The sequence below is a fragment of the Natrinema altunense genome, assembly GCF_000731985.1.
Taxonomy (GTDB): Archaea; Halobacteriota; Halobacteria; order Halobacteriales; family Natrialbaceae; genus Natrinema; species Natrinema altunense.
This window is the reverse complement of the sequence record NZ_JNCS01000004.1, coordinates 148,178-171,461: the sequence shown is the minus strand read 5'-3', so window position 1 is coordinate 171,461 and position 23,284 is coordinate 148,178. Positions and strand designations below refer to the sequence as shown.

General features: G+C 66.3%; 20 protein-coding genes. 12 read left to right on the top strand and 8 right to left on the bottom strand.

The window, feature by feature from the left end; all coding sequences use genetic code 11:
• Nucleotides 1-124 precede the first annotated feature (124 nt).
• Together ALTAJ2_RS09775 and ALTAJ2_RS09770 are read left to right on the top strand one after the other, a co-directional pair.
• The gene (locus tag ALTAJ2_RS09775) at nucleotides 125-715 is read left to right on the top strand and encodes an AsnC family transcriptional regulator (RefSeq protein ID WP_007109916.1); all 591 of its coding nucleotides are present in this window, start codon (nucleotides 125-127) and stop codon (nucleotides 713-715) included.
• 84 nt (nucleotides 716-799) lie between these two features.
• Nucleotides 800-3,394 (top strand): heavy metal translocating P-type ATPase, encoded by a 2,595-nt coding sequence (locus ALTAJ2_RS09770; protein WP_007109915.1) that lies wholly within the window; start codon nucleotides 800-802, stop codon nucleotides 3,392-3,394.
• Between the two features lie 114 nt (nucleotides 3,395-3,508).
• On the opposite strand, the gene ALTAJ2_RS09765 is transcribed toward ALTAJ2_RS09770, so the two are convergent.
• Together ALTAJ2_RS09765 and ALTAJ2_RS09760 are read right to left on the bottom strand one after the other, a co-directional pair.
• Nucleotides 3,509-4,438 (bottom strand): DUF4382 domain-containing protein, encoded by a 930-nt coding sequence (locus ALTAJ2_RS09765; protein ID WP_007109914.1) that lies wholly within the window; start codon nucleotides 4,436-4,438, stop codon nucleotides 3,509-3,511.
• A gap of 142 nt (nucleotides 4,439-4,580) precedes the next feature.
• Nucleotides 4,581-5,225: a stage II sporulation protein M gene (locus tag ALTAJ2_RS09760; RefSeq protein WP_007109913.1), complete on the bottom strand. Its 645-nt coding sequence runs from the start codon at nucleotides 5,223-5,225 to the stop codon at nucleotides 4,581-4,583.
• 101 nt (nucleotides 5,226-5,326) lie between these two features.
• Between ALTAJ2_RS09760 and ALTAJ2_RS09755 the strand changes: the two genes are divergently transcribed.
• From ALTAJ2_RS09755 to ALTAJ2_RS09745, 3 genes are all read left to right on the top strand, one after another.
• The gene (locus ALTAJ2_RS09755; protein ID WP_007109912.1) at nucleotides 5,327-6,625 is read left to right on the top strand and encodes an amidohydrolase; all 1,299 of its coding nucleotides are present in this window, start codon (nucleotides 5,327-5,329) and stop codon (nucleotides 6,623-6,625) included.
• 154 nt (nucleotides 6,626-6,779) lie between these two features.
• A complete protein-coding gene (locus tag ALTAJ2_RS09750) occupies nucleotides 6,780-7,727 on the top strand; it encodes a hypothetical protein (RefSeq protein WP_007109911.1) in 948 nt (315 codons plus the stop codon).
• 253 nt (nucleotides 7,728-7,980) lie between these two features.
• Nucleotides 7,981-9,270, top strand: a complete 1,290-nt coding sequence (locus ALTAJ2_RS09745) for an adenosylhomocysteinase (RefSeq protein ID WP_007109910.1) — start codon at nucleotides 7,981-7,983, stop codon at nucleotides 9,268-9,270.
• Nucleotides 9,271-9,313: 43 nt separating this feature from the next.
• Here the strand turns inward: ALTAJ2_RS09745 and ALTAJ2_RS09740 are convergent, their stop codons facing one another.
• Both ALTAJ2_RS09740 and ALTAJ2_RS09735 read right to left on the bottom strand, forming a co-directional pair.
• Entirely contained in the window at nucleotides 9,314-10,132 is an 819-nt protein-coding gene (locus tag ALTAJ2_RS09740) for a PAS domain S-box protein (protein ID WP_007109909.1), read from the bottom strand.
• Nucleotides 10,133-10,226: 94 nt separating this feature from the next.
• A complete protein-coding gene (locus tag ALTAJ2_RS09735) occupies nucleotides 10,227-10,505 on the bottom strand; it encodes a HalOD1 output domain-containing protein (protein WP_007109908.1) in 279 nt (92 codons plus the stop codon).
• A gap of 272 nt (nucleotides 10,506-10,777) precedes the next feature.
• Between ALTAJ2_RS09735 and ALTAJ2_RS09730 the strand changes: the two genes are divergently transcribed.
• The 3 genes from ALTAJ2_RS09730 to hjc all read left to right on the top strand — a co-directional run bounded on the left by ALTAJ2_RS09730 (nucleotide 10,778) and on the right by hjc (nucleotide 16,716).
• Nucleotides 10,778-15,247, top strand: coding sequence for a PAS domain S-box protein (locus ALTAJ2_RS09730; protein WP_007109907.1), 4,470 nt, complete (start codon nucleotides 10,778-10,780; stop codon nucleotides 15,245-15,247).
• Between the two features lie 81 nt (nucleotides 15,248-15,328).
• On the top strand, nucleotides 15,329-16,141 hold the full coding sequence (locus tag ALTAJ2_RS09725) for a CPBP family intramembrane glutamic endopeptidase (protein WP_007109906.1): 813 nt from the start codon (nucleotides 15,329-15,331) through the stop codon (nucleotides 16,139-16,141).
• 56 nt (nucleotides 16,142-16,197) lie between these two features.
• On the top strand, nucleotides 16,198-16,716 hold the full coding sequence (hjc, locus tag ALTAJ2_RS09720) for a Holliday junction resolvase Hjc (protein WP_007109905.1): 519 nt from the start codon (nucleotides 16,198-16,200) through the stop codon (nucleotides 16,714-16,716).
• 48 nt (nucleotides 16,717-16,764) lie between these two features.
• Here the strand turns inward: hjc and ALTAJ2_RS09715 are convergent, their stop codons facing one another.
• The gene (locus ALTAJ2_RS09715; protein WP_081603378.1) at nucleotides 16,765-17,397 is read right to left on the bottom strand and encodes an SWIM zinc finger family protein; all 633 of its coding nucleotides are present in this window, start codon (nucleotides 17,395-17,397) and stop codon (nucleotides 16,765-16,767) included.
• 183 nt (nucleotides 17,398-17,580) lie between these two features.
• On the opposite strand from ALTAJ2_RS09715, the gene ALTAJ2_RS09710 reads away from it, so the two are divergent.
• A complete protein-coding gene (locus ALTAJ2_RS09710; RefSeq protein ID WP_007109903.1) occupies nucleotides 17,581-17,850 on the top strand; it encodes a DUF7472 family protein in 270 nt (89 codons plus the stop codon).
• A 72-nt stretch (nucleotides 17,851-17,922) separates the two neighbouring features.
• Here the strand turns inward: ALTAJ2_RS09710 and priL are convergent, their stop codons facing one another.
• The gene (gene priL / locus ALTAJ2_RS09705; RefSeq protein ID WP_007109902.1) at nucleotides 17,923-19,008 is read right to left on the bottom strand and encodes a DNA primase regulatory subunit PriL; all 1,086 of its coding nucleotides are present in this window, start codon (nucleotides 19,006-19,008) and stop codon (nucleotides 17,923-17,925) included.
• A 220-nt stretch (nucleotides 19,009-19,228) separates the two neighbouring features.
• On the opposite strand from priL, the gene ALTAJ2_RS09700 reads away from it, so the two are divergent.
• Nucleotides 19,229-20,098 carry an alpha/beta fold hydrolase gene (locus ALTAJ2_RS09700; RefSeq protein WP_050031460.1) on the top strand — a complete coding sequence of 290 codons (870 nt, stop codon included), beginning with the start codon at nucleotides 19,229-19,231 and terminating at the stop codon, nucleotides 20,096-20,098.
• On the opposite strand, the gene ALTAJ2_RS09695 is transcribed toward ALTAJ2_RS09700, so the two are convergent.
• Nucleotides 20,079-20,444, bottom strand: a complete 366-nt coding sequence (locus tag ALTAJ2_RS09695; RefSeq protein WP_160163694.1) for a HalOD1 output domain-containing protein — start codon at nucleotides 20,442-20,444, stop codon at nucleotides 20,079-20,081. The genes ALTAJ2_RS09700 and ALTAJ2_RS09695 overlap by 20 nt on opposite strands.
• Nucleotides 20,445-20,564: 120 nt before the next feature.
• On the opposite strand from ALTAJ2_RS09695, the gene ALTAJ2_RS09690 reads away from it, so the two are divergent.
• Nucleotides 20,565-22,088 (top strand): alpha/beta hydrolase family protein, encoded by a 1,524-nt coding sequence (locus tag ALTAJ2_RS09690; protein WP_144240234.1) that lies wholly within the window; start codon nucleotides 20,565-20,567, stop codon nucleotides 22,086-22,088.
• A gap of 482 nt (nucleotides 22,089-22,570) precedes the next feature.
• Nucleotides 22,571-22,825: an alpha/beta fold hydrolase gene (locus ALTAJ2_RS20070; protein WP_394297074.1), complete on the top strand. Its 255-nt coding sequence runs from the start codon at nucleotides 22,571-22,573 to the stop codon at nucleotides 22,823-22,825.
• A 42-nt stretch (nucleotides 22,826-22,867) separates the two neighbouring features.
• On the opposite strand, the gene ALTAJ2_RS09675 is transcribed toward ALTAJ2_RS20070, so the two are convergent.
• Nucleotides 22,868-23,161 (bottom strand): HalOD1 output domain-containing protein, encoded by a 294-nt coding sequence (locus ALTAJ2_RS09675; RefSeq protein ID WP_007109899.1) that lies wholly within the window; start codon nucleotides 23,159-23,161, stop codon nucleotides 22,868-22,870.
• Nucleotides 23,162-23,284: the final 123 nt, after the last annotated feature.

Here is a 23,284-nt window from a genome sequence, read left to right as displayed (position 1 = left end):
GCAACCGTAGGGACGCCGGCTCTTTGTACGTTATCGCTTTCGATACGAGAGACGAGCGGTCGTCAGCTTCGGATTGCAAACCAAGGGGCGACACGAACTTTGTACTCGAGTCCCAACGAGCGGTATGCGCGATCTCGACGAAACCGATATGGAAATCCTGCGACTGCTGGGCGACGACGCGCGGCGACCCTACAGCGACATCGCCGAGGCGGTCGGCCTCTCCGGACCGGCGGTTTCCGACCGCGTCGAGCGTCTCGAGCAGGCGGGCGTCATCAACCGATTCACGGTCGATGTCGATCAGTCACAGCTTCGGGCGGGGATTCCCGTGTTCGTGCGGGCGACCGTTCCGGCGGACGACGTGGGCGACTGTAGGGCGGCGATCGCGGACGCCGACGCCGTCGAACACCTGTTCGTTACCGCCGACGGCGAGGTGTGGTTCTACGCCCGCGCACAGGTACGGCGGGTCCGCGAGTGGCTCGAGGGACTGCTCCCCGACGCGGACGGCGTCGATTACGACGTGACGCTGATCGACGACGCCGAATGGACGCCTTCGCTCGACGGGACGCAGTTCGCGCTCACCTGCGCGGAGTGTGGCAACACCGTCGACAGCGAGGGTGAATCGACCCGCATCGACGGGGACGTGTACCACTTCTGCTGTTCGTCCTGTCAGAGTCGGTTCGAGGAGCGATACGATCGGCTCGAGGAGGGGGTCTGAGTTTCGATTCCAAGGAACTGATCGCGTCTGACTTTGACTTTCGACTAGTAAAGGGGGTAAGACGGGAGTCCCTACGAACCAGTAATGAGTACTCAGACCGCACACCTGGGCATCCGGGGCATGAGCTGTGCGAACTGTTCGCAGACGATCAGCGATGCCCTGGAGTCCCGAGATGGCGTAAGCGAGACGACCGTCAACTTCGCGACCGACGACGGCACCGTCGAGTACGATCCCGAGACGATCACGCTGGCCGAAATCTACGAGACGATCGACGAGGCCGGCTACGAGGCCGATCGTGCGAGCCGCTCGATCGGGATCACCGACATGAGCTGTGCGAACTGCGCCGAGACCAACGAGGCGGCCCTCGAGTCCGTCCCGGGCGTCGTCGACGCGGAGGTCAACTACGCGACCGACGAGGCGACCGTCGCGTACAACCCGGCCGACGTGTCCCTCGAGTCGCTCTACGAGGCGATCGAGGAGGCCGGCTACACGCCCGTCCGCGACGAGGGAAGCGAAGACGAGTCCGATCAGGACCGCCGCGACGCGGCCCGACAGGCGGAGATCCGCAAACAGCTCCGGCTGACGATCCTCGGCGCGGTGCTGTCGGCTCCGTTCCTGTTCTTCCTCGCCGACAAGTTCCTGCTCGGCGGGACGCACGTCCCGGAGACGGTCTTCGGCGTGACATTCGGCTGGGTCGAGTTCCTGCTCGCGACGCCGGTCTACGTCCTGCTGGGGCGGGAGTTCCTCGTCAACTCCTACACGGCGCTGGTACGCAATCGCACCGCCAACATGGACGTGTTGATCGCGCTCGGTTCCTCGACGGCGTACGTCTACAGCCTCGTCGTCCTGCTGGACCTGCTCGCCGGCAACCTCTACTTCGACACTGCCGCGATGATCCTCGTGTTCATCACGCTGGGGAACTACCTCGAGGCCCGCTCGAAGGGCCAGGCCGGCGACGCCCTGCGGAAGCTCCTCGAGATGGAGGCCGAGACGGCTACGCTGGTCGATGACGAGGGGACCGAGGAAGAAGTGCCGCTCGAGGACGTGGCGGTCGGCGACCGGATGAAGGTCCGACCGGGCGAGAAAGTGCCGACCGACGGCGTCGTCGTCGACGGCCAGTCGGCGGTCGACGAGTCGATGGTGACCGGCGAATCGGTCCCGGTCGAGAAGGAGGCCGGCGACGAGGTGATCGGCTCGACGATCAACGAGAACGGCGTGCTGGTCGTCGAGGCGACCAAGGTCGGCGCGGACACGGCCCTGCAGGGGATCGTCCAGACCGTCAAAGAGGCCCAATCCCGCCAGCCGGAAATCCAGAACCTCGCGGACCGCATCTCGGCGTACTTCGTCCCCGCGGTCATCCTCAACGCGATCTTCTGGGGCCTGGTCTGGTTCCTGTTCCCCACGACGCTCGCCGGCGTCGTCGACGCCGTACCGGTGCTGGATCTGGTCGGCGGCGGTCCGGACGCACTCTCGACGTTCGAGTTCGCGATCGTCGTCTTCGCCTCCGCGGTGCTGATCGCCTGTCCCTGCGCGCTCGGGCTGGCGACCCCTGCCGCGACGATGGTCGGCTCCACGCTGGGCGCGCAAAACGGCGTCCTGTTCAAGGGCGGTGACATCTTGGAGCGCGCGCGAGACGTCGACACCGTCGTCTTCGACAAGACCGGGACGCTGACCACCGGCGAGATGACGCTGACCGACGTGGTCGCGCTCGAGGGCGCGGCGGCCGCGACGGACGGCGGTGAGACGGCGGCCGATGGTGGAGCGGTAGTGACCCGCGAGTCGCTCGACGAAAACGAGGTCCTCCGCCTCGCGGCCAGCGCCGAGCGCAACAGTGAACATCCGCTCGCGCAAGCGATCGTCGACGGGGCCGAGGAACGCGGCCTCGAGCTGTCCGACCCCGACGAGTTCGAGAACGTCCCCGGACAGGGCGTCCGGACGACCGTTGAGGGACGGGACGTGCTGGTCGGCAACCGACGGCTGCTCGAGGGCGCGGGCGTTGACCCCGCGCCCGCGGCCGGCGAGATGGAACGATTAGAGCGCGAGGGGAAGACGGCGATGCTGGTCGCGGTCGACGGCGCGGTCGCGGGCGCCGTCGCGGATGCCGATACCGTCAAGGAGGGTTCCGCCGACGCGGTCGCGGCCCTGCGCGAGCGCGGCCTCGACGTCGTGCTGCTCACCGGCGACAACGAGCGGACGGCACGGGCCGTCGCCGAACGAGTGGGGATCGATCCCGACGACGTCCGCGCCGGCGTCCTGCCGGAAGACAAGGCCGACGCCGTTGCGGACATCCAGTCGACGGGCCGCAAGGCGATGATGGTCGGCGACGGCGTCAACGACGCGCCCGCGCTGGCGGTCGCCCACGTCGGCACCGCCATCGGCTCCGGGACGGACGTGGCCATCGAAGCCGCGGACGTGACCCTGATGCGCGACGACCCGCTCGACGTGGTCAAGGCGATTCGCGTCTCGGAGGCCACGCTGGCGAAGATCAAGCAGAACCTCGTCTGGGCGCTGGGCTACAACACCGCGATGATCCCGCTGGCCTCACTGGGGCTGCTCCAGCCCGTCCTCGCGGCCGGCGCGATGGCGCTGTCGTCTGTGTCGGTCCTCTCGAACAGCCTGCTGTTCCGCCGGTACACGCCGGATCGGGACTACGAACTGCTCGGCCGGTTCCGGCGCTGATCGGCGCTCGAGCGCCTGTCAGCGCGTCGGTTCACTCGAAAAAAGTCCAATACGTTGCCGGGCTCCCGAGCCCGGGACGACGGCGCGCTCGAGGCGCCCTCACGGCGTCGTCGATCAGTCGTCCGCGGCGTTCGCGTCGGGCGCACCGTTCCCGTTCTCGTTCCCGCCGTCTCCACCGTCGCCGCCGTTGCCGCGGTTTTCGTCGGCTTCGCCCTCGTCGTCCGCGTTGACGTCGCGAATCTCGACGTCGTCACCCGTTCCGCTCTCGCTGATCATCGGTTTGAGGATGTACTTGCCGCTCTTGCCGGCCTTGTGGGGCGCGATGTCGTAGACGAAGTCGACCCGCTCGTCGGTGCCGACGGTGAAATTCGTGTGCAACTGGAGCTTGTTGCTCGGCAGTTTCACCCTCGTCGTGCTCCCGTCGGTCAAGACGCCCTCGGTGTCGCTGACGTAGATGAAGACCGTCTCGTAGTCGCCGGCCGGAAGTTCGAACTCGTCGATCATCGACGCGTTCGCGCCTTTCAGTTCGGTGAGATCGACCGTTCGGTTGTCGACATCGTACTCGATCCAGCGTTCGTCGGCCGCGCCGTCATCGTTTTTCCCGTCCGCCTCGCTCTTCTCGTCCGTCTCGTCCCCTTCGCCCGTTTCGTTCTCCGCCTCGTCGTCGGACTCGGCCTCCTCGGTACCGTCGGCGTCGCCATCTTCGTCGGTCGTCTCGTCGGCCGTTTCGTTCGACGACTCGGTTCCGTCGTCGGACTCGTTCGCGGCGTCCCCGTCGGTCGCGTTCGAGTCACCGTCGCTTCCGCCGCCGGTCTTCTTGAAGCCGACCTTCGTGATCGTCACGTTGAGGTGTTCGAAGTCGTCGATCACGTTCGGTTCGTCGCTGACGTAGAACGCGGCCGTTCCCGTGCTCCCGCCGGCGTCGATCGTAGACGACTCGTCGGTCGTCGAGTTGTTCCGTGGCTCCCCGCCCATCCCGCCGGCACAGCCGGCGACGGCGACGAGGGCTGCCACGAGTACCAGTTGGACCGTCCGTCCGTTCATATCCGCCGACAGTCATTCAGGAGTGAAAAAGGGGGCCGACGCTTGGGTCCGTTTACGATCGTTCATCCGGGGCTGAACTGGCCGAAACGGTACGCTTGCGCCGTCGGAGCGTCGGCCAGACGGTCGTCACCATCCCCTCGAGTCACTCGGCGAAAAGGGTCTCGAGGAGGGCGGGCGTGACGAAGGCCTCGACGAGGGCGGCCACGACCAGGAGCAACCAGCCGGCGAGGACGAGGAGTCCCGTCCGGTAGAGGTAGGGTTTCGAAAAGATCGCGTCGCGGGTGCCGCGGACCCGCTGGCCGATCCGATAGAGGAGCCGGAAGCCGATGCCGGCGGCGATAAACAGCGCCGGCAGCTCGAAGATTCCGTGGGGGAGCAGTCCCACGAGGATGTATCCGAGACCGACATCACTGGTGACGTACGCACCGACGTTCCCGACGATGATCCCGTTGAACAGCATCGCCCAGGCCGTCAGGAGACCGAGGCTCAACGCGCCGACGATCGATAGCAAGAACGCGCGGCTGTTGTTCACGAGTAAAAAGCGCGCCAGGTCGATCCCGCCGCCGTCGACGTCCGGAAACAGCGGCTCCCCGACCATCTCCTGGATGATCTCGAGCAGGTTGTAGCCCGCGAGCATGAGGAGGACGCCGACGACGATCCCGATCGCGAACAGGCCGGCGGCGAACCCGACGTACCGGCGGTGCTCGTTCCAGGCGTCCGCGAGCGCCTCGCCCGGCGGATACCCGCCGGTGGGGCGCATGCTGTCGCGTTGCGATCCTGATTCCATATCGACACGTCTTCGAAAGATCCCATAAACCCGGCGACTCGTCCCGGGACGCCCGTCGGCGTATCGACAGTATAAGGCGGCCCGAGGAGAACTCCGAGCTAATGACGACGCTTGCGATCGCCGACGGGCGGGTGCTCCGGCCCGACCTGACGGTGACGGCCGCGGACGTACTGATCGATCAGGACAGCGGTGAAATCCGCGAGATCGGCCCCGATCTCGCGAGCGAGGCCGACGACACGCTCGACGCCGCGAACTCACTCGTCACGCCGGGGTTCGTCAACGGCCACTGTCACGTTGCCATGACGCTCCTGCGCGGGTACGCCGACGACAAGCCCCTCGAGACGTGGCTCCGTGAGGACATCTGGCCCGCCGAGGGGGAACTGACGGCCGCGGACATCCGCGCCGGTGCCGAGTTGGGCCTGCTCGAACTGATCAAATCGGGCGTCACTGCGTTCGCCGACATGTACTTCCAGGTGCCCGAGGTCGCCGCCGCGGTCGAAACCGCCGGGCTCCGGGCCCGACTCGGGCACGGTATCGTCACCATCGGCAAGGACGGCGAGACCGCTCGCGAGGACGCGGCCACGGGCCTCGAGATCGCCCGCGAGTACGACGGCGCGGCCGACGGGCGGATCTCGACGGCGTTTATGCCACACTCGCTGACGACCGTCGGCAGCGAGTACCTGGCGGAATTCGTTCCCAAAGCACGGGAGGCGGGCGTTCCGATCCACTACCACGCCAACGAGACCGCGGACGAGGTCGCGCCGATCGTCGACGAGCACGGGGTCCGACCGCTCGAGTACGCCGCCGATCGCGGCCTCCTCGAGCCCGAGGACTTCGTCGCACACGGCGTGCACGTCGACGAGACCGAGATCGAACTCCTCGCCGAGGTCGGCACCGGCGTGATTCACTGCCCCGCCTCGAACATGAAACTCGCCAGCGGGATGGCACCGGTCGAGCGGCTGCGCGAGGCGGGCGTCACCGTCGGACTCGGCACCGATGGCGCGGCCTCGAACAACGACCTCTCCATGCTCGACGAGGCTCGCGACGCGGCCATGCTGGGCAAACTCGCCGCCGACGACGCCAGCGCAGTGCCCGCGGAGGCGGTCGTCGAGATGATGACGCGGGGCAGCGCCGACGCCGTCGGCTTCGACTCCGGGCGGCTCGAGGTGGGTGCACCGGCCGATCTCGCGGTGATCGATCTCGAGCAACCCCACCTGACGCCGCCACACGACCTCGTGAGTCACCTCGCCTATGCGGCCGCGGCGGCCGACGTTCGCCACACCGTTTGCGACGGCCGCGTACTCATGCGCGACCGCGAGGTCCTGACGCTCGAGGCCGCGGCGGTCCGAGAGCGTGCGCTCGAGGCAGCGGAAGCGGTGGTCGAGCGGGCCGACGCGTAGTCGATCCGCCGATTCGACGACCGATCGGTCATTGAGATAAACGCTCAGGCCGTCCGATAAACACTCAAAACGATTCTCGAAGCGTTGTTTCGGTGTGCAAACGACGAGAACGTCCGTGGGGGTTTATTCAGGAATCCGAGAATGTTCCGCTCGGATGAAGCACCACCGACTACTCACGATGGCACTGGTCGCCATGATGGCCCTGTCCGTGATCGCACCGCTGGGAACGGCGGCAGCGCAGACAGGCGATGGCGTCCCCGAGATGGAGGGCGATGGCGAGCACCTCCTTGTCACGGCCGACGCGAACGAGACCGACGATACCCTCGACGACAACGAGACCGAGGACGACCTCGATGACAACGAGACTGAGGACGACCTCGACGACAACGAGACCGAGGACGACCTCGATGACAACGAGACCGAGGACGACCTCGACGACAACGAGACTGAGGACGACCTCGACGACAACGAGACCGAGGACGACCTCGACGACAACGAGACCGAGGACAACGAAACCGATGTCTCGAACTTCGGTTCGCTCGTCTCGGAGTTCGCCGAGAACGCCGACAACGAGTCCGACGGCCCGACCGGTCTCTCCGTCGCGAGCTTCGTCGTTGCGAACAACCCGGGTAACGCGCCCGACCACGCTGGTCCGCCGGCCCACGCCGGTCCGCCAAGCGACGATGACGGCGACGACGAGGCCGAGGACGACGATGACGAACGAGGACCGCCCGAACACGCCGGCCCGCCGAGCGATGACGAACGGGGTCCGCCCGAGCATGCTGGACAGTCCGGCGACGAGGACGCGGATGATGCCGACGACAGCGACGAGGACGCGGACGATGCCGACGACAGCGACGAGGACGCGGACGATGCCGACGACAGCGACGACGACGCGGACGATGCCGACGACAGTGATGACGACGCGGACGATGCCGACGACAGTGATGACGATGCGGACGATGCCGACGACAGCGACGACGACGCCGACGATGCTGACGATAGCGACGACGACGCCGACGATGCTGACGATAGCGACGACGACGCCGACGACACTAGCGGAAACGGCGGCGGTCCGCCGTCTCACGCCGGCCCGAAGTAACGGCGACCGCACCTGATCCGGTCCGACCGGATTCGATCCGCGTCCGAGAGACGCCGCTCGACGACACCGGGTTGTCAGAGGCACGGTCTTCGGCGGCGTCGGAATACGGTCGCGCGCGGTGATCGGCAAGCCGGCCGACGCCCGCGCCAGCGACCGGCGCGGATTCGACTCTTCTCCCGTTGCCCCAGTTTCGCTCCCGCCGTGACGGGAGCGCTTCGGTAGCGTTTTTGCCCCGCTTGCACTCAGTCAACCCATGACCGAGACCGAGTACCCACCGATCAGCGAGCAACTGGACGACCTCGAGTCCGCTCGCGAGGAGGGACGCCGGAAGATGGACTGGGCCGCCCAACACATGCCGATCCTCGAGCACGTTCGCGAGGAGTTCGTCGCGAATCAGCCCTTCGAGGGCGAGCGGATCGGCATGGCGATGCACGTCGAGGCCAAGACGGCGATGCTCGTCGAGACGCTCGCGGAGGGCGGTGCGGAGGTCGCCGTCACCGGCTGTAACCCGCTCTCGACCCACAACGACGTGTCGGCGGCGCTGGATACCCACGAGAACATCACCAGCTACGCCAAACGCGGCGTCGACGACGAGGAGTACTACGCCGCGATCGAGGCCGTTATCGCCCACGAGCCGACGATCACCGTCGACGACGGCATGGATCTCGTCGCCGCCATCCACGAGGATTACCCCGAACTGATCGACGGCATCGTCGGCGGCGCGGAAGAGACCACTACGGGCGTCCACCGCCTGCGCGCGATGGACGATGACGGCGCGCTCGAGTATCCCGTTTTCGCTGTCAACGACACGCCGATGAAGCGGCTGTTCGATAACGTCCACGGCACCGGCGAGTCCTCGCTGGCGTCGATCGCCATGACCACGAACCTCTCGTGGGCCGGCAAGAACGTCGTCGTCTCGGGCTACGGCTACTGCGGCAAAGGTGTCGCGAAGAAAGCTGCCGGACAGAACGCCAACGTCATCGTCACCGAGGTCGAGCCCCGTCGCGCACTCGAGGCCCACATGGAGGGCTACGAGGTCATGCCGATGGCCGAGGCCGCCGCGGTCGGCGACGTCTTCCTGACGACGACGGGTAACCGAGACATCATCGTCGAGGAACATTTCGAAAAGATGCAGGACGGCGTCTTGCTCGCGAACGCGGGCCACTTCGACATCGAGATCGATCTCGACGCGCTCGACGACCTCGCGGTCGACCGCTACGAGGCCCGCGACGGCGTCGAGGCCTACGAACTCGAGGACGGCCGCACGCTGAACGTGATCGCCGAGGGCCGCCTGGTCAACCTCGCCGCACCCGTCTCGCTGGGCCACCCCGTCGAGGTCATGGACCAGTCGTTCGGTATCCAGGCCGTCTGTGTGCGCGAGATGCTCGAGAACGGCGACGCCTACGACGCGGGTGTCCACGACGTTCCCGACGATCTCGACAAGGAGATCGCCGAGATCAAACTCGAGGCCGAGGGCGTCGACTTCGATTCGCTGACCGACACTCAGCGCGAGTACATGGACTCGTGGGACCACGGTACGTAAGCGCTTCCGTCGGTCGACCCGTCGAATCGCTCCCGGAACTGGTTCAATCCTCGGAGCCGTCGTTCCCGTCGGCCTCCTCGATCACGAACACGAGGCTCCCGTCCTCGAGTCCGCCGAGGCGAACCCGCGCCGCGAACGTCGCTCCTGTTTTTCGCCGGCCGGTACAGCTGCCGGTCCACCGCCATCCCTCCGCGACGGTCGGAATCGCGGTCGATTCGAGATGGCAGACGGCGTCGTCGGTGAACAGGTCCTGCCAGGACGTGCCAGCGATGGCGTCGTGTTCGTAGCCGAACTGCATCGCGAAGGCGCGGCTCGCGAACTGGATCTCGTCGGCGTCGACGATTGCGATGGCGTCCCCGGCGAACTCGATGCTCGCCAGCGACCGTCGCGAGAGGGCGGCCAACCGGCGGCGCTCGAGGAGGTCGTGGACGCGGTCGGCGAGTCGCGTGTGCGTCTCGTCCCGTTCGATCACGGCGGTCCAGTCGTACGACCGGACCGTTTCCGTGAGGGCGGGCGTCCGCTCGGGCGCGAGGACCACGATCGGCAGGTCCGGCGTGGCGGTCCTGACCGTCTCGAGGTGGGTATCCAGCGTTTCGATGGCGGTATCGACCTCTTCCGACGCGTCCGCACTTGTCGCCGTCCGTGGCAGTGAGACGACGAGGCAGTCGATGCCGTCGGTCTCGAGTTCCGTGACGGCCTCTTCGAGCGTGGCGGCTGTTTCGATGGTGGTTTCGGTCCCCTCGTCGGTGAACGCCCGTTCGACGCGGTCCCGGACCGTCTCCCCGCCAATGACCAGGACGGTCACCCGCGTCGGTCGCGTTCGAACGGTCGGCTCGGCGGGGACGGTGGTTGGTGCTACCATGGAGACCACCGTCGGGTGACCCCCGATCGGTTGCCCCGTCGCTGCTCGTGACGACGTGAGCGGACGGACGGTCGTCGCTCATCGCCAGCAGTGGTCATCGCGAATGGCTGGTGTTGCCGCCATTGTCATGGACTCTCCCATCGACCGTGACGGTCCCGTCGTTTCGAACCTCGACGAGCACGCCGTAGTATTCGAACTCGACGCTGACATCCGCGGTCGAACCGGACTGGAAGAGTTGATCGAGCGCCTCGGGATCGACGACGTTGTACAACGGCTCGAGTTCGTGTGCATCGGTGTTGGTCGCGTCCGCGAGCGCCTCGACGACGCGCAGGCTGATCGAATCGCTGTGGTAATCCAGTGTCGTACCGGTCATCTTGGTCGAAGGAACGTGGGCCACCGGTATCCGCCTGCCCGTTATATACGTTATTTCGCGTCGAGGTCGACACTACGTGTATAGTGTCGCGACGAGTCGCGGTGACCGAACGGTTCAGATCCCGTCGCTCACGGATCGAGCGGATCGAGTTCGGGTGTGAGAGGCGTCGCGGTCCGGCGATCGACCGCTCGAGGTGAACCGTACTAGAAAGACGGGTATCGCGGGATGGAATCAACCGCGCGTATCATTGTCAGTCGTCCCATAGGAGGGGCATGGTCGTCGCCGCGGTTCACACTGGAACGCTCGACGGTGCCACACGGAAGCCGGTCACACTGCTACTCGGGGCGGTCGTCGTGCTGGGCGCCGTCAGTATCGGCGTGGCGGTCTTCGACATCACGACTTTCGGACTCGGATTGGGACCGGAACCCGGGCTGGTCGTCTTCGGGCTCGCCGCGCGCAGCGGTACCGATCGATCGACCGATATCGAACGATTGACCGATGAGCTCCGTCGATTCGTCTCGCATCTCGACGGCGACGAAGCCGCGTCGACCGGCGACGACACCGATGCTGCGGACTCGATCGTCGACGAGCCGATCGAGTTCACGATCGACCGGGACGACGAGATCGGCCGACTCTCGGAAGCGGTCGACGACCTCGCGACCGTGGCCCGTAACCGCGACCGTCGCCTCGAGCAGACCCGTGCGTTCACCGACGATATGCTCGATGCCGTCACCGACGTCGTCTATCTGCTCGACGAGGACGGCCGGGTACAGCGCTGGAACGAGGCGCTCGTCGAGGTGTCGGGCTACTCGGACGCCGAAATCGCCGAGATGTACGCGCTGGACTTCTTCGACGAAGCGGACCACGAACTGATCGCAGCCGCGACCGAGGACGTGCTCGAGACGGGCGGTACGCGCGTCGAAGTGGAGCTACGAACGAAAGCCGGCGAATCGATACCGTACGAGTTCGTCGCCTCACCGCTCGCCGATCCGGACGGCAACGAGGTCATCGCCGGTATCGGTCGCGATATCAGCGAGCGCACGGCGAAAGAGCAGCGCCTCGAGCGCCACGAAGCGTTCATGAACGACATCATCGACGCGTTAGACGACGTGTTCTACATCCTCGACGAGGACGGGGACCTCCGGCGCTGGAACGAAACGCTGGTCGAGGTGTCGGGCTACTCGGACGCCGAGATCAGCGAGAAACACGCGCTGGATTTCTTCGACGAGGCGAACCGGGCCGTGATCCGGGACTCCATCGAGGACGCATTCGAAACGGGCGATACGCACGTCGAAGCGGCGTTGCAAACGAAATCCGGCGAGCAGATTCCCTACGAGTTCGTCGCCTCGGTGCTCGAGGACCCCGACGGTAACGCGGTCGAAGTCGGGATCGGCCGGGACATCACCGATCGCAAGGCAACGGAGCAGCGACTCCGCGAGCGCGAAACGCGTCTCGAGCGGACCATGCACATGCTCGAGCAGTCCCAGCGGCTGGCCAACGTCGGGGCCTGGGAACTCGACGTCACCGAGGAGCCGCCCGAACCCCGGTGGACCGACGAGGTCAACCGGATCCACGGTCTGCCGCCCGACGCGGAGATCGGTCTGGATCGGGCCCTCGAGTTCTATCACCCCGAGGACCGGCCGCTGATCGAGGCGGCGCTCGAGCGCGCGATCGAGGACGGTGAGCCGTACGATCTCGAAGTCCGTCTGGTCACTGACGACGGGGAGCAACGGTGGGTTCGGACGATCGGTGAACCCATCCGAGACGGCGAAGCGACGCCGCACCCCGCCGACGGTCGGTCGGGGTCCGACGACGGCGAAATCGTCAAGCTCCGGGGCTCGTTTCAGGACATCACCGAGCGCAAGGAGCGCGAGCGCGAACTCGAGCGGTCCGAGACGATCATCCAGGCGCTGGACGAACTGGTGTACACGCTCGACGCGGAGGGGCGCTTTACCTTCCTGAACGACGCGCTCACGTCGATCACCGGCTACGACCCCGACGACCTGATCGGCGAGCACGTCTCGACCGTGATGGGCGAGGACGACCTCGAGACGGCTCGCGACCGGGTCCGTGACCTGCTGCGCGCCGGTGACCCCTCTCAGACCTTCGAGATGGAACTCGAGACCGTCGACGGCGACGAGATCGAGACGGAAAACCACATGGCGCTGTTGCCGATGCCGGACGGCGAGTTCGCCGGGACCGCGGGCGTCGTCCGTGATATCACCGAGCGCAAGGAGCGCGAACGTGACCTCGAGCGCTTCGAGACGATCATTCAGGCGCTGGACGAACTCGTGTACACGCTCGACGCGGCGGGACGGTTCACCTTCCTGAACGATGCCGCCAAGCCGATACTCGGCTACGACCCCGAGGAACTGATCGGTGAACACGCTGCAGCGATCATTCCATCGGACGACATCGAGCGGGCCCGGGACATGATTCGGGAACTGCTGCGGTTCGACGAGCCCTCCCGAACGGTCGAGATCATCCTCGAGACGGCCGACAACGAACGGATCGACGTCGAAAACCACATCGCGCTGTTGCCGCGGTCCGAGGGCGGGTTCGCCGGGACCGCGGGGGTTGTCCGGGACATCACCGATCGCAAGGAACGCGAACGCGAACTCGAGCGAACGACGGAATTGCTCAAACAGGCCGAACGCCTCGCCGGCATCGGCGGCTGGGAACTCGACGTCAGCGGGGACTCGCGGGAGGTGACCTTCACCGATGGGCTGCATCGCCTGTACGAACTCCCGTCGGACGTGACGGTCGATTCGGACCTGGCGACCTCGTTTCCCCATCCGGAAGATCGGCCCGCCGTCCTCGATACCGTCGACGCGGCGCTCGAGGACGGCGAGAGCTACGAGATCGAACACCGCATGCAGACGGCTGAGGGGAACGAACGGTGGGTTCGGTCGATCGGTGAACCCGTCCGAGCGGCCGGACGCCGGTCCGGCGGCGGCCGCCAGTCCGACGACATCGTCGGCGTCCGCGGGACGATTCAGGACATCACCGCGCACAAGGAACGCGAACTGGCACTCGAGTCGCTCCACAGCGCCGCCCGCGAGCTACTCGGAACCGAGACCGACGCGGAGATCGCGGAGTTGGTCGTCGACACCGCTGCGGAGATCCTCGACGCCGCTGGCGTGGCCGTCTACCGGCTCGATGCCGACGTGAATCGGCTCGAGCCAGTCGTCTACACCGACGGGTTCGAGACGCTCTGTGATGGCCCGCCGTCGGTCGCCGTCGGCGACGGCGACTCCGTCCTCTGGAACGCCTACGTGACGGGAACGGGGACCGTGGTCGACGATCCGAGATCGTTCGATCGGTCGCGGGTCTTCGGCTCGGCCGTCGAGAGCGGAGCCGTCGTCCCGATCGGCGATCACGGCGTTTTCGCGGTCGCGTCGGGCGAGACCCCGATCGACGCCGACGCCCGGCGACTGATCGAGACGCTCGTCGCCACGACCGAGGCCGCATTCGACCGCCTCGAGAGCGAGGCCAGCCTTCGCGAGCGGGAGGCGGAACTCGAGGAACGAAACCGGCGGCTCAACCGCCAGATCGAGAGTACGGAACTCATCAGGCGGATCGATCAGTTACTCATCGGGGCCGACAGCAGGGCTGAAATCGAGCGAACCGTTCCCGACCGCCTGCTCGAGGCCGACAACATCGCGTTCGCGTGGATCGGGACCCTCGACGCCAGCGGTACGCGGCTCGAGCCCCGCGCCTGGGCCGGGCAGCGACAGACGTATCTGGACGACGTGTCCCTCGAGTACGACGCGTCGATGGAACCCGCCGTCCGGACCGCCAGAACCGAAACGACGTCGGTCGTGTCGAACGCCGTCGAGGGGCTGCAGGGCGAGGGCTGGCGGCGACACGCCCTGGATTGCGGATTCCAGTCCGTCATCAGCGTCCCGTTGTCCTACGCGGAGTACACCTATGGCGTTCTTACGGTGTACGCCGACGAGCCCGACGCGTTCGGGGACCTCGAGCGGACGGTACTGACGGAACTCGGAGCGGGGATCGCGAACGCGATTACGGCGGTGAAAACGCGGGAGGCGCTCCACGCCGAGCGGCTGCTCGAACTCACGCTCCGGATCGGCGGCGCGGACGATCTGCTCTCCCGCATCGCGACGACCACGGGGGCCCGTGTCGAGTACGAGGGGCTCGGCTCACACTCGACCGACGAGACGCTGTTGTTCTTCGAAACGAGCGGCGTCCCGGCCGACGACGTGCGGTCGGTTCTCGACGACCTCGTTTCGGTCACCGACTATCGACTGCTCACCGAGGCCGATGGTGACTGTCGCTTCGAGGCGACCGTCGCCGGCGACGTCGTTGCCTCGCGGCTGGTCCGCCACGGTGCCAGCCCGCGCTCGATGCACGCGACCGACGACGGCATCGAGGTAACTGTCGATGTCCCGACGGGAACCGACGTTCGCGAGTTCGTCGAGACGCTTCGGGACCAGTACGCGACCGTCGAACTACAGGCTCGCCGCCACGTCGAGCGCTCGATGGAAACGGGGAGCGAACTCGCGGCCTCCCTGTTCGACGCCCTCACGGATCGGCAACTCGAGGTGTTGCGGACGGCCTACTTCGCCGGCTTCTTCGACTGGCCTCGAGAGAGCACCGGCGAGGAGATCGCTGCGATGCTCGACGTGACGCAGCCGACGGTCAACCGACACTTGCGGATCGGTCAGCAGCGGGTGTTGGAACGGTTGTTCGAGGACGACCTGCCGGCGGCTGCGGAGTGACCCCGTCCGTCCGAGGGTCCCGTCGGCCGACCCGTTTCCGAGAGAGGAACGCCCAAGGGGCCGGTGGTCGTAGCCGCGCCCATGGAAACATCCGACCGGCAGCGTCAGGACGGGCCGCTCCGATCGATACTCATCGCCGTCGGACTGACGGCGTTCGGCCTTCTCGCCGCGAACCTGACCACGCTTCCGGCCATCGCGCTCGATCCGTTGCTGATCGAGTCGCCGGCGGAGGCGTCGATCACCGCCCGAACGGTATTCATGATCCTGAACTTCCTCGGATTCGCCCTCGCCGGCGGGCTCTATCTCGCCGTGACTGACCGCGGCTGGTCGTACGTGGATCTGCGGGCACCGACGAAGCGGGAGTGGCTGTACGTCGTCGGCGGTATCGTCGGCATCATCGCGTTCTACGTCCTCGTCAACGTCGTCGTCCAGTTGCTTTCCCTGCCGTCGGCCGACAACCAGGTCATGTCGCTCATCGATAACGATCCGCAGATGGTACTGATCATGATCGGCATCGTCTTCTTCTTCAACGCGCCGGCCGAGGAGTTCCTCTTCCGAAACGTCGTGCAAAAGCGGCTCTACGACGCCTTTAGTCGGAAAAACGCGATCGTCATCGCCAGCGCGATCTTCGCGCTCGTCCACCTGCTGTCGTACGCCCTGCTGTCCGAGTCGCGGCTCGCAACCGTCGTCCCCATCGTCGTCGTCTTCGGCGGCGCGATCATCTTCGGCTCCCTCTACGCCAAAACGGACAACCTCTTCGTCCCGATCGCCGCCCACGCCGCGTTCAATGCCCTCCAGTTCGGCCTGCTCTACATCGCACTGCAGTACGATATCGAGGAACCGGAGGCCGCCACGTCGCTGCTCGTCTCGGTCGTCGCGACCGCCCTCCCGTAATCGCCACCCGGGAGCGGGTCCGATCCTTTAATATCGCCGGACGGTGAGAGGGTGGTATGTCCCAGGCGAAGGGCGACCGTCGCGAGCGGGAACTCGTCAACGAACTCGACGAGGCCGGCTTCGCGGTGATGCGCGCGCCCGCGAGCGGTTCCGCGACCGACCGCGAACTCCCCGACGTGCTCGCCGGCGACGGCGAGCAGTTCTACGCGATCGAGGCGAAATCGAGCTCGGGCGATCCGATCTACCTCACCGGCGAGGAAGTCGAGGCGCTGACGTTCTTCGCTCGGAATTTCGGCGCGAAACCACGCATCGGCGTCCGCTTCGACCGCGAGGACTGGTACTTCTTCCACCCCGGCGACCTCTACGTCACCGACGGCGGCAACTACCGCGTCAAGAAGGAGACGGCGCTGGCCGAGGGCACCGATTTCCCCGAGTTCACCGGCCGGTCGGAGAAGGTCACGCTCGAGGAGGTCGGCGACGGCGGCGACGGCCCGGACGAGGAGATCGTCCGCGTCCTGAACGCGGTCGAACAGGGCGTCATGGACGTCGACGAGGCCGCGGGTCTGCTCGAGTGAGCCACGCGGCGAGCGCGAGCGGTGTGGCCGCCCTGGGTGGCCCGACTCTCACGCCGAGTCGGTGACTCGTCGCAGCCGCGTCCGTGGGAAGACGTAGACCTTCAGCGATGCGGGGACGACCCCGTTGCTGGCGACGGTGGCGTGGTGGTAGACCGCGCCGACGACGGGAACGTCCGGTTCGTAGGCCTCGTTCGTCCCGTACTCGGCGACGGTACAGCCGGCCGCCTCGAGTTCGACGGCGTCGGCCCGCAGTTCCGAGACGTCGACGACGGTGAGGCGATCGCCCGTCTCGTGGTCGACGACGCCGTCGCCCGGGGCGATCGCGTGATCGGCGCAGTAAAACGGCCCGGTCGCGTCCTCGTCGACGACCATCGTCTCGTCGCAGTCGTGACATATGACGGCGATCTCGCCCGGCGGCGGGGTACGCCCGTCCGTGATTTCGATCGCGACCCGGCGAACGTGCTTGCAGCGGACCCCGCGGAAGACGTGATCCGGACAGGTGCACCGACCCGCCTCGAGATCGACGAGATAGGTGTGGTCGCTCGCGGACTCGACCTCGTAGAGGCCGTCGCCGAGCGGGAGCACCGACATCGGCTCGGTGCGCGCGCGGCGCGATCGCTCCGTGAGGTGGTCCGGAGACGGGACTGGCAGCGGTGCTTTCGGTGACGCTGTTGTTTTCATGGATGCGTCGAAGGGGAACTCGCTGGTCGGCTGGCTATTCGACGTTGATAAGGGCTCGGGACTCTTAACCGCCCCGCCTGCGATCGCAAGGGCGGCGTTTATGCGGGCGATCGGTCCGGATCGGCCGCCGCTCGAGGCCCCCTTCGAAGCGCTTTTCACCGGGCCGGAGAAAGCGATTAGCCAATGGTCGAACGCGAACAGGTCATCGAAATCGGCGTGGCCGTCGCTGCCGTCGCCGTGATGCTGGCAGCCATGCTCACCATCGGGTCCACCTACGGAGCCGAGAACAGTACGCTCTCACCCGCGGGTGGGCAGATGCTCGTCGGCGTGATCGTCGGCTTCATCTTCCTGATGACCGCGGTCGGCGTCGGACTGGCCTACACGCTGAACGATCCCGAAGACGATCTCGACGCGGACGACGACGAGAACGGAGACGCGCAGGGAACGGTCTGAGACCGTCGAGACGCTTTCGTTCGTTTCCCGGCCGTCGCCGCCCCCGACCGCCGCTCCGACTTCGAAACGCCCTCAGTCCCCGCTCGCGGACTGGCCGTCGGTCTCGTTTTCCCGCCAGTCCTCGAGTTCCTCGTCGTCGGCGTCGTCGATCCGCTGTTCGTAGTACGCCATCGGGTGTGGAATGCGATCACAGAGGTCGTCCTTGTTGACGCAGTCGCCGTAGGACTGCATGGTCGCACAGGAGGGCGCGGAGTACTCCGTCGGCGAACTGTCCCCGCGGATGTGGTCGGTCTGATAGCGGGTCATCTCCTCGCCGAACGACGAGTTGACCCGGTAGAGGTCGACGATCTCGTCGGTCGTCATGCCGATGCTCGTCAGGAAGGCGGTGATCGCAAAGCGGGAGTGATGGGAGAGGTGTTCGCCCTTCTGGATCTGATCGAGCAGTGCCTTCATACAGGGCGGGAACAGGTCCGGTACGACGGTGTCGATGTCCTGGGTGAGGTCGAGGTCGGCAAGCACCTCCCGGATCTCGGCGGCGTCGTCCTCGAGACCGGTCGCGATCGTCTCGGGGACGTCGAAGGGAAGCCCGTCCTCGATACGGCTCCGGATCGCCTCCCGCAGCAGCGTCAGGAGATCGTCCTCGTCGACGGGCACGTCGCCCGCGTCCAGCGGCTGATTGACGAGTCGCCACTCGTCGTCCCACAGGTCCGCTGCCAGCGGCAGATAGGTGCCGACGTCGATCCGGTAGCCGTCGCCGCCCGACTCGCGGACGGCGTCCCGCAAGTCGAACTCGGCGAGTAGGTCCTCGAGCGCGAGCCCCGTCGACTCGACGCTTTTCAGTTCGGTGGTGTCGGCCATGTCGGCGGTGAACCGCTCGTAGGCCGTCGCGGCCTCGGCGCGGGCGTACTTGCGGACGAGTACGCGTTCGTCGACCATCGAAACGAGCACCCGTGCGACCGGGTAGGAGAGCAACTCGATGCGGGCGTCGCGGTGTGGGTCCCCAGTCGACCCCGCCTCGAGCGCGGTAATGACGCGTTGGCGCGCGCGGTCGACGACTGCCCGGTCCTGCTCGACGACGGTTGCGAGATCGACCGCCTCCGTCGCGACGGACTCGCGGGCCGCCTCGAGAAACGGGTACCGGGCGTGGAGTCGCTGCATCGGTAAGACGATTTTACTCCGGCGGGATAAACGCGCTGATTATCACAATCGGACTTTATCAGCGATACTGGGGCTACCGGCTCGCTACCGGACCGGGTCGTCGCCGTTACTGTCGAGGTCCGACCGTCACGGCGGTGGGAAAATCGGCGGTCCCGGCCAGTGGCGTCGGGCCGACCGTCGGAGGATCGATTTCAAGGGCGTTCGACACGTCGGGTCGGGCATGCCACAGGCGACGAGAGACGGCGTGTCGATCTATTACGAGTACGAGCGGAGCGACGGCGAGGGCCGGTCGCCGGTCGTCTTCGTACAGGGGCTCGGATTCGGACGGTGGATGTGGCGCTGGCAGCGTGAGGCCGTCGCCGACGAGTACGACGTGGTCGCCCCCGACAACCGGGGGACCGGCCGCTCGGATGTCGGCCTCCCGCCGCTCGTTGCACGCCTCCCCGGGACGCTTCGAGGGCTCGTGTTGCTCAAGTTGGCCGGCTACTCCATCGGCGGGCTGGCGGCCGATCTCGAGGCCGTCCTCGACGACGCGGGGGTCTACGACGCCCACGTCGTCGGCGCGAGCATGGGCGGGATGATCGCCCAGCGCTACGCGCTCGAGTACTCCCGGGCGACGTCGCTGACGCTGTGCTGTACGAGCCACGGCGGCCCCGATGCCGCTCCGGTCCCCGACGAGACACAGGCACACATGTTCGACACACCCGACGGAGCCAGCCAGCGGGAGACGCTCCGCCACCGGATGCGACCCGCGTTCACCGAGCGGTTCACGAACCGGAACCCCCATCTTATGGATCGAATCCTCGAGTGGCGACTCGAACAGGACGCCGACGACCCGGCTCGCGAGGCCCAGGCGGCCGCCGTTCGGAACTTCGACGTCAGCGACCGTCTCGACGGGCTTCGCGTGCCGACGCTGATCCTCCACGGGACGGGCGACCGGGTCGTCCCCGTCGAAAACGCGCGGCTGCTCGAGGAGAAAATCGCGGACAGCCGCGTCGAACTCGTCGAGGGCGGCTCCCACCTCTTCTTCATCGAGAACGCCGACGAGGTCACCGAGGCGGTGCTGTCGTTCATCGACGCACAGGACTGACGGCCGTACTCGAGCGCTCCGGAGGAGTCGTCTCAGCCGGCCGTCGAGGCGGCGTCTCGGATTCGACGTTCGCCGTCGCTTCGGACGCCACCGTCGAACCTCTCGTGACCCACAGCTGATGAGTACCCGCGTCTTCGATCCGCTGGGCGTGCTCGACCAGCGAGTCGACCGCGTCGGGATCGACGGCGTCGCAGAGCAGCACGAGGTCGATCGGTTCCGTACCCACAATTGCCGCCACCGCTGTCACGATAGCTTCGCTCGCCCGTTCACCGGCTTCCGAGTCGAACGTCGTGACGTAACTCGTCGCGTTCGCGTCCGAATCGTCGCGACCGTTTGGAGAGGGCATACTGCCGACTACTATGTGGGGGCTGGTCGGTCGTATCCTTCCTTTGTAGTTCTCTCTACATTAATGCCCTTCTATCCATTAGATAATATCTATGTATTGGTCAATGTTGGTTGCTGACATATGAGATTGAACCGACGAATGTTGCTCCGGGCTACTGCGGCCAGCGGCATCACGGCCTCCGGACTGGGCATCGGAACGAGACCGGCAGCGGCGATCGAACTCGACTGCGCGCTCTCGAACGAGTTCTTCCACGGCGACGGCACGTTCACGACGCAAGACGTGACGGTCGAGTCGTTCGACGGGACGGAACTCGCCGCTACAGTGTACGAACCGGATCCGGAAGGCCCCCACCCTGCCGTGCTCATGACCCACGGCTGGGGACTGAGTAGGGACCTTCTCCGCTGCACCGCGGGAATGTACGCCGACAACGGGTACGTGGCTCTCACGTACGATTCGCGCGGGTACGGCGACTCCGATGGTGAAGTCGGGGTCAATGGGCCAAACGAGGTCGGCGACACATCGACGCTGATCGACTGGCTCGCCGACCACGACGCCGTGATCGCCAATGGCGACGATCCGTCGGTTGGGATGGACGGGGGATCATACGGCGGCGGTATTCAACTCCTCGCTGCCACACGAGACAACCGCATCGACGCCATCGTCCCTCGAATCGCGTGGAACGATTTCGTTACCGCCATCACGCCAAACGGTGCGATCAAATCCGGGTGGCTCACGTTTCTGGTGGGGTCTGGCTCCGCTTCCTCGCGGTTCACTGGCGATATCGGCGAGAGCATCGATCCGAAGCTACAGGACTGGTACATCGAGGCGATGGCCGAAAACGAGATATCCGAGGGCGCAGTCGAGTACTTCCGGGAGCGATCACCGACGCGGTTCCTCGAGACCCTCGAGACGCCGACGCTCGTCATTTCGGGCTGGAAGGACACGCTCTTCCCACCGAGCGAGGCGGTAGCTAACTACCGCGAGATCGACGAATTGGGCGTCGAGTCACGACTCGTCATGTACGGCAGCGGTCACAACATCGACGAACTCGGCGTCACGGACGAACAACACGAGTACATGAACCGGGCGGCGCTCGACTGGATGGACCGACACGTCCGTGGCGCGGAGACCGATGTCGTTCCCCCGGTCTCCCTCTGGGACGATCAGGCGAGTCGGTGGCGAACGTACGACGACTTTCCGGGGGCGGTCGAACGGACAGTGGTCAGCCTCGACGGTCTCGCCGGGACGACCTCGCCGGTCAGCCAACGACTGTTCTGGGACGACGAGGCGGCGAGCTACGAGATCGAGTCCGACGGCTTCCGACTCCGGGGGACGCCCGCGCTCTCCGTCTCGATCGAAGCCCACGATGCGCCGTTGATCTGCTTTGCCAGTCTCCACCACACCGGGGATTCGGTTTCGACCGAACAGATCGACGATCAGGTGACCGGGTTCCGCCTCGAGGAGACGGGCACGCACCGGTTCGATCTCGACCTCGAACCGCTCCTGCGGGAGATCCCCCGCGGCGATGCGCTCGAGTTACGAATCGAGGCTACCGATCCCTTCTACCTCGACGAATACGGCGCAGCGACCGTCCACAACGACGAATCGACGCTGACGCTGCCGATCGCCGAGGGTTCGCTCTGAGCGGACGGGGATACCGTCTCGCCGACTGCGGCGCTGCTTCAGGGGCCGCCGATCGTCGCCGACACGCCGGATTCCCGCCGTTCGTGGGCCGCTTGCCCGAGGGGCTTCGCAGGCTAATCATTCGCGAACTGGCCGACTATTCGGTCGGCGGGCTGGCGGCCGACCTCAACAGCCGTCCTCGACGACGTGGGCCTCGCAGACGCCCGCGTCGTCGCAAGCATAGGCGGGATGATCGCCCAGTACCCCTCGAGTACTCGTACGCGCGAAGATGCAGTTGCTCTGCTGTACGACCCACGGCGGACCCGGTGCCGCCCCGGTTCCCGAGGAGATCCGCGAGGTGACCGTCGACGCTCTCGACAGTACGAACGATCACGAACAACTGTGTCACCGATGTGATCTGTCTTCAACGATCGGTTTGACGAATCGGAGCCCTCACGTGATGGACTCGATCATCGAGTGCCGCCTCGAGCAGGACGTCCCCGATCCGGTTCGGAAGCGCGGATCGCCGCCGTCCTGAAATTCGACGTCAGCGATCGTTTCGCGGGATTCGCGTGCCGACGCTGGTCCTCCACGGAACCGACGACCGGGTGGCCCCCGTCGAGAACGCGCGACTCCTCGAGGAGAAAATCGCGGACAGCCGCGTCGAACTCGTCGAGGGCGGCTCCCACCTCTTCTTCATCGAGAACGCCGACGAGGTCACCGAGGCGGTGCTGTCGTTCATCGACGCGCAGGACTGACGGCCGGACTCGAGCGGTTGGAGCACTCGTCTCGGTCGCCCGTCAGGTTGTGTCCCGGACCCGGATCTCGCCGTCGCTTCGGACGCCGACCTCGGCCCCCTCGTAGGTGAACCACACTCGGTGGGTGCCGCCTTCGTCGACTCGCTGGGCGTGCTCGACGACGGCGTCGAGCGCGTCCGGATCGACGGCGTCGTAGAGGGGGGATAGCTCGATCGGAGGCACATCGCGAAACACGGCGACCGCGGTGACGACGGCAGTGCTCGGCCGCTCATCCGCAGGCTCGAACGTCGTGACGAAATCGGAGTCGCGTCGCGACGGATCGTCGGTCGGGGGCATAGACCGGTTACAACGGCACGACTGGTAGTCACGATCCTTTCTATGTGATGGTATTAAGCGCCTGCGCCGTCGGTCGATCCGGACTCGAGTCCTATCCCTGGATCGTCCACGAATCCGGTCGCC

Bases quoted from the DNA above. Each gene is read 5' to 3' on its own strand.
- ALTAJ2_RS09775 (WP_007109916.1), top strand. From the start codon at position 125: ATGCGCGATCTCGACGAAACCGATATGGAAATCCTGCGACTGCTGGGC.
- ALTAJ2_RS09770 (WP_007109915.1), top strand. From the start codon at position 800: ATGAGTACTCAGACCGCACACCTGGGCATCCGGGGCATGAGCTGTGCG.
- ALTAJ2_RS09765 (WP_007109914.1), bottom strand. From the start codon at position 4,438: ATGAACGGACGGACGGTCCAACTGGTACTCGTGGCAGCCCTCGTCGCC.
- ALTAJ2_RS09760 (WP_007109913.1), bottom strand. From the start codon at position 5,225: ATGGAATCAGGATCGCAACGCGACAGCATGCGCCCCACCGGCGGGTAT.
- ALTAJ2_RS09755 (WP_007109912.1), top strand. From the start codon at position 5,327: ATGACGACGCTTGCGATCGCCGACGGGCGGGTGCTCCGGCCCGACCTG.
- ALTAJ2_RS09750 (WP_007109911.1), top strand. From the start codon at position 6,780: ATGAAGCACCACCGACTACTCACGATGGCACTGGTCGCCATGATGGCC.
- ALTAJ2_RS09745 (WP_007109910.1), top strand. From the start codon at position 7,981: ATGACCGAGACCGAGTACCCACCGATCAGCGAGCAACTGGACGACCTC.
- ALTAJ2_RS09740 (WP_007109909.1), bottom strand. From the start codon at position 10,132: ATGGTAGCACCAACCACCGTCCCCGCCGAGCCGACCGTTCGAACGCGA.
- ALTAJ2_RS09735 (WP_007109908.1), bottom strand. From the start codon at position 10,505: ATGACCGGTACGACACTGGATTACCACAGCGATTCGATCAGCCTGCGC.
- ALTAJ2_RS09730 (WP_007109907.1), top strand. From the start codon at position 10,778: ATGGTCGTCGCCGCGGTTCACACTGGAACGCTCGACGGTGCCACACGG.
- ALTAJ2_RS09725 (WP_007109906.1), top strand. From the start codon at position 15,329: ATGGAAACATCCGACCGGCAGCGTCAGGACGGGCCGCTCCGATCGATA.
- hjc (WP_007109905.1), top strand. From the start codon at position 16,198: ATGTCCCAGGCGAAGGGCGACCGTCGCGAGCGGGAACTCGTCAACGAA.
- ALTAJ2_RS09715 (WP_081603378.1), bottom strand. From the start codon at position 17,397: ATGAAAACAACAGCGTCACCGAAAGCACCGCTGCCAGTCCCGTCTCCG.
- ALTAJ2_RS09710 (WP_007109903.1), top strand. From the start codon at position 17,581: ATGGTCGAACGCGAACAGGTCATCGAAATCGGCGTGGCCGTCGCTGCC.
- priL (WP_007109902.1), bottom strand. From the start codon at position 19,008: ATGCAGCGACTCCACGCCCGGTACCCGTTTCTCGAGGCGGCCCGCGAG.
- ALTAJ2_RS09700 (WP_050031460.1), top strand. From the start codon at position 19,229: ATGCCACAGGCGACGAGAGACGGCGTGTCGATCTATTACGAGTACGAG.
- ALTAJ2_RS09695 (WP_160163694.1), bottom strand. From the start codon at position 20,444: ATGCCCTCTCCAAACGGTCGCGACGATTCGGACGCGAACGCGACGAGT.
- ALTAJ2_RS09690 (WP_144240234.1), top strand. From the start codon at position 20,565: ATGAGATTGAACCGACGAATGTTGCTCCGGGCTACTGCGGCCAGCGGC.
- ALTAJ2_RS09675 (WP_007109899.1), bottom strand. From the start codon at position 23,161: ATGCCCCCGACCGACGATCCGTCGCGACGCGACTCCGATTTCGTCACG.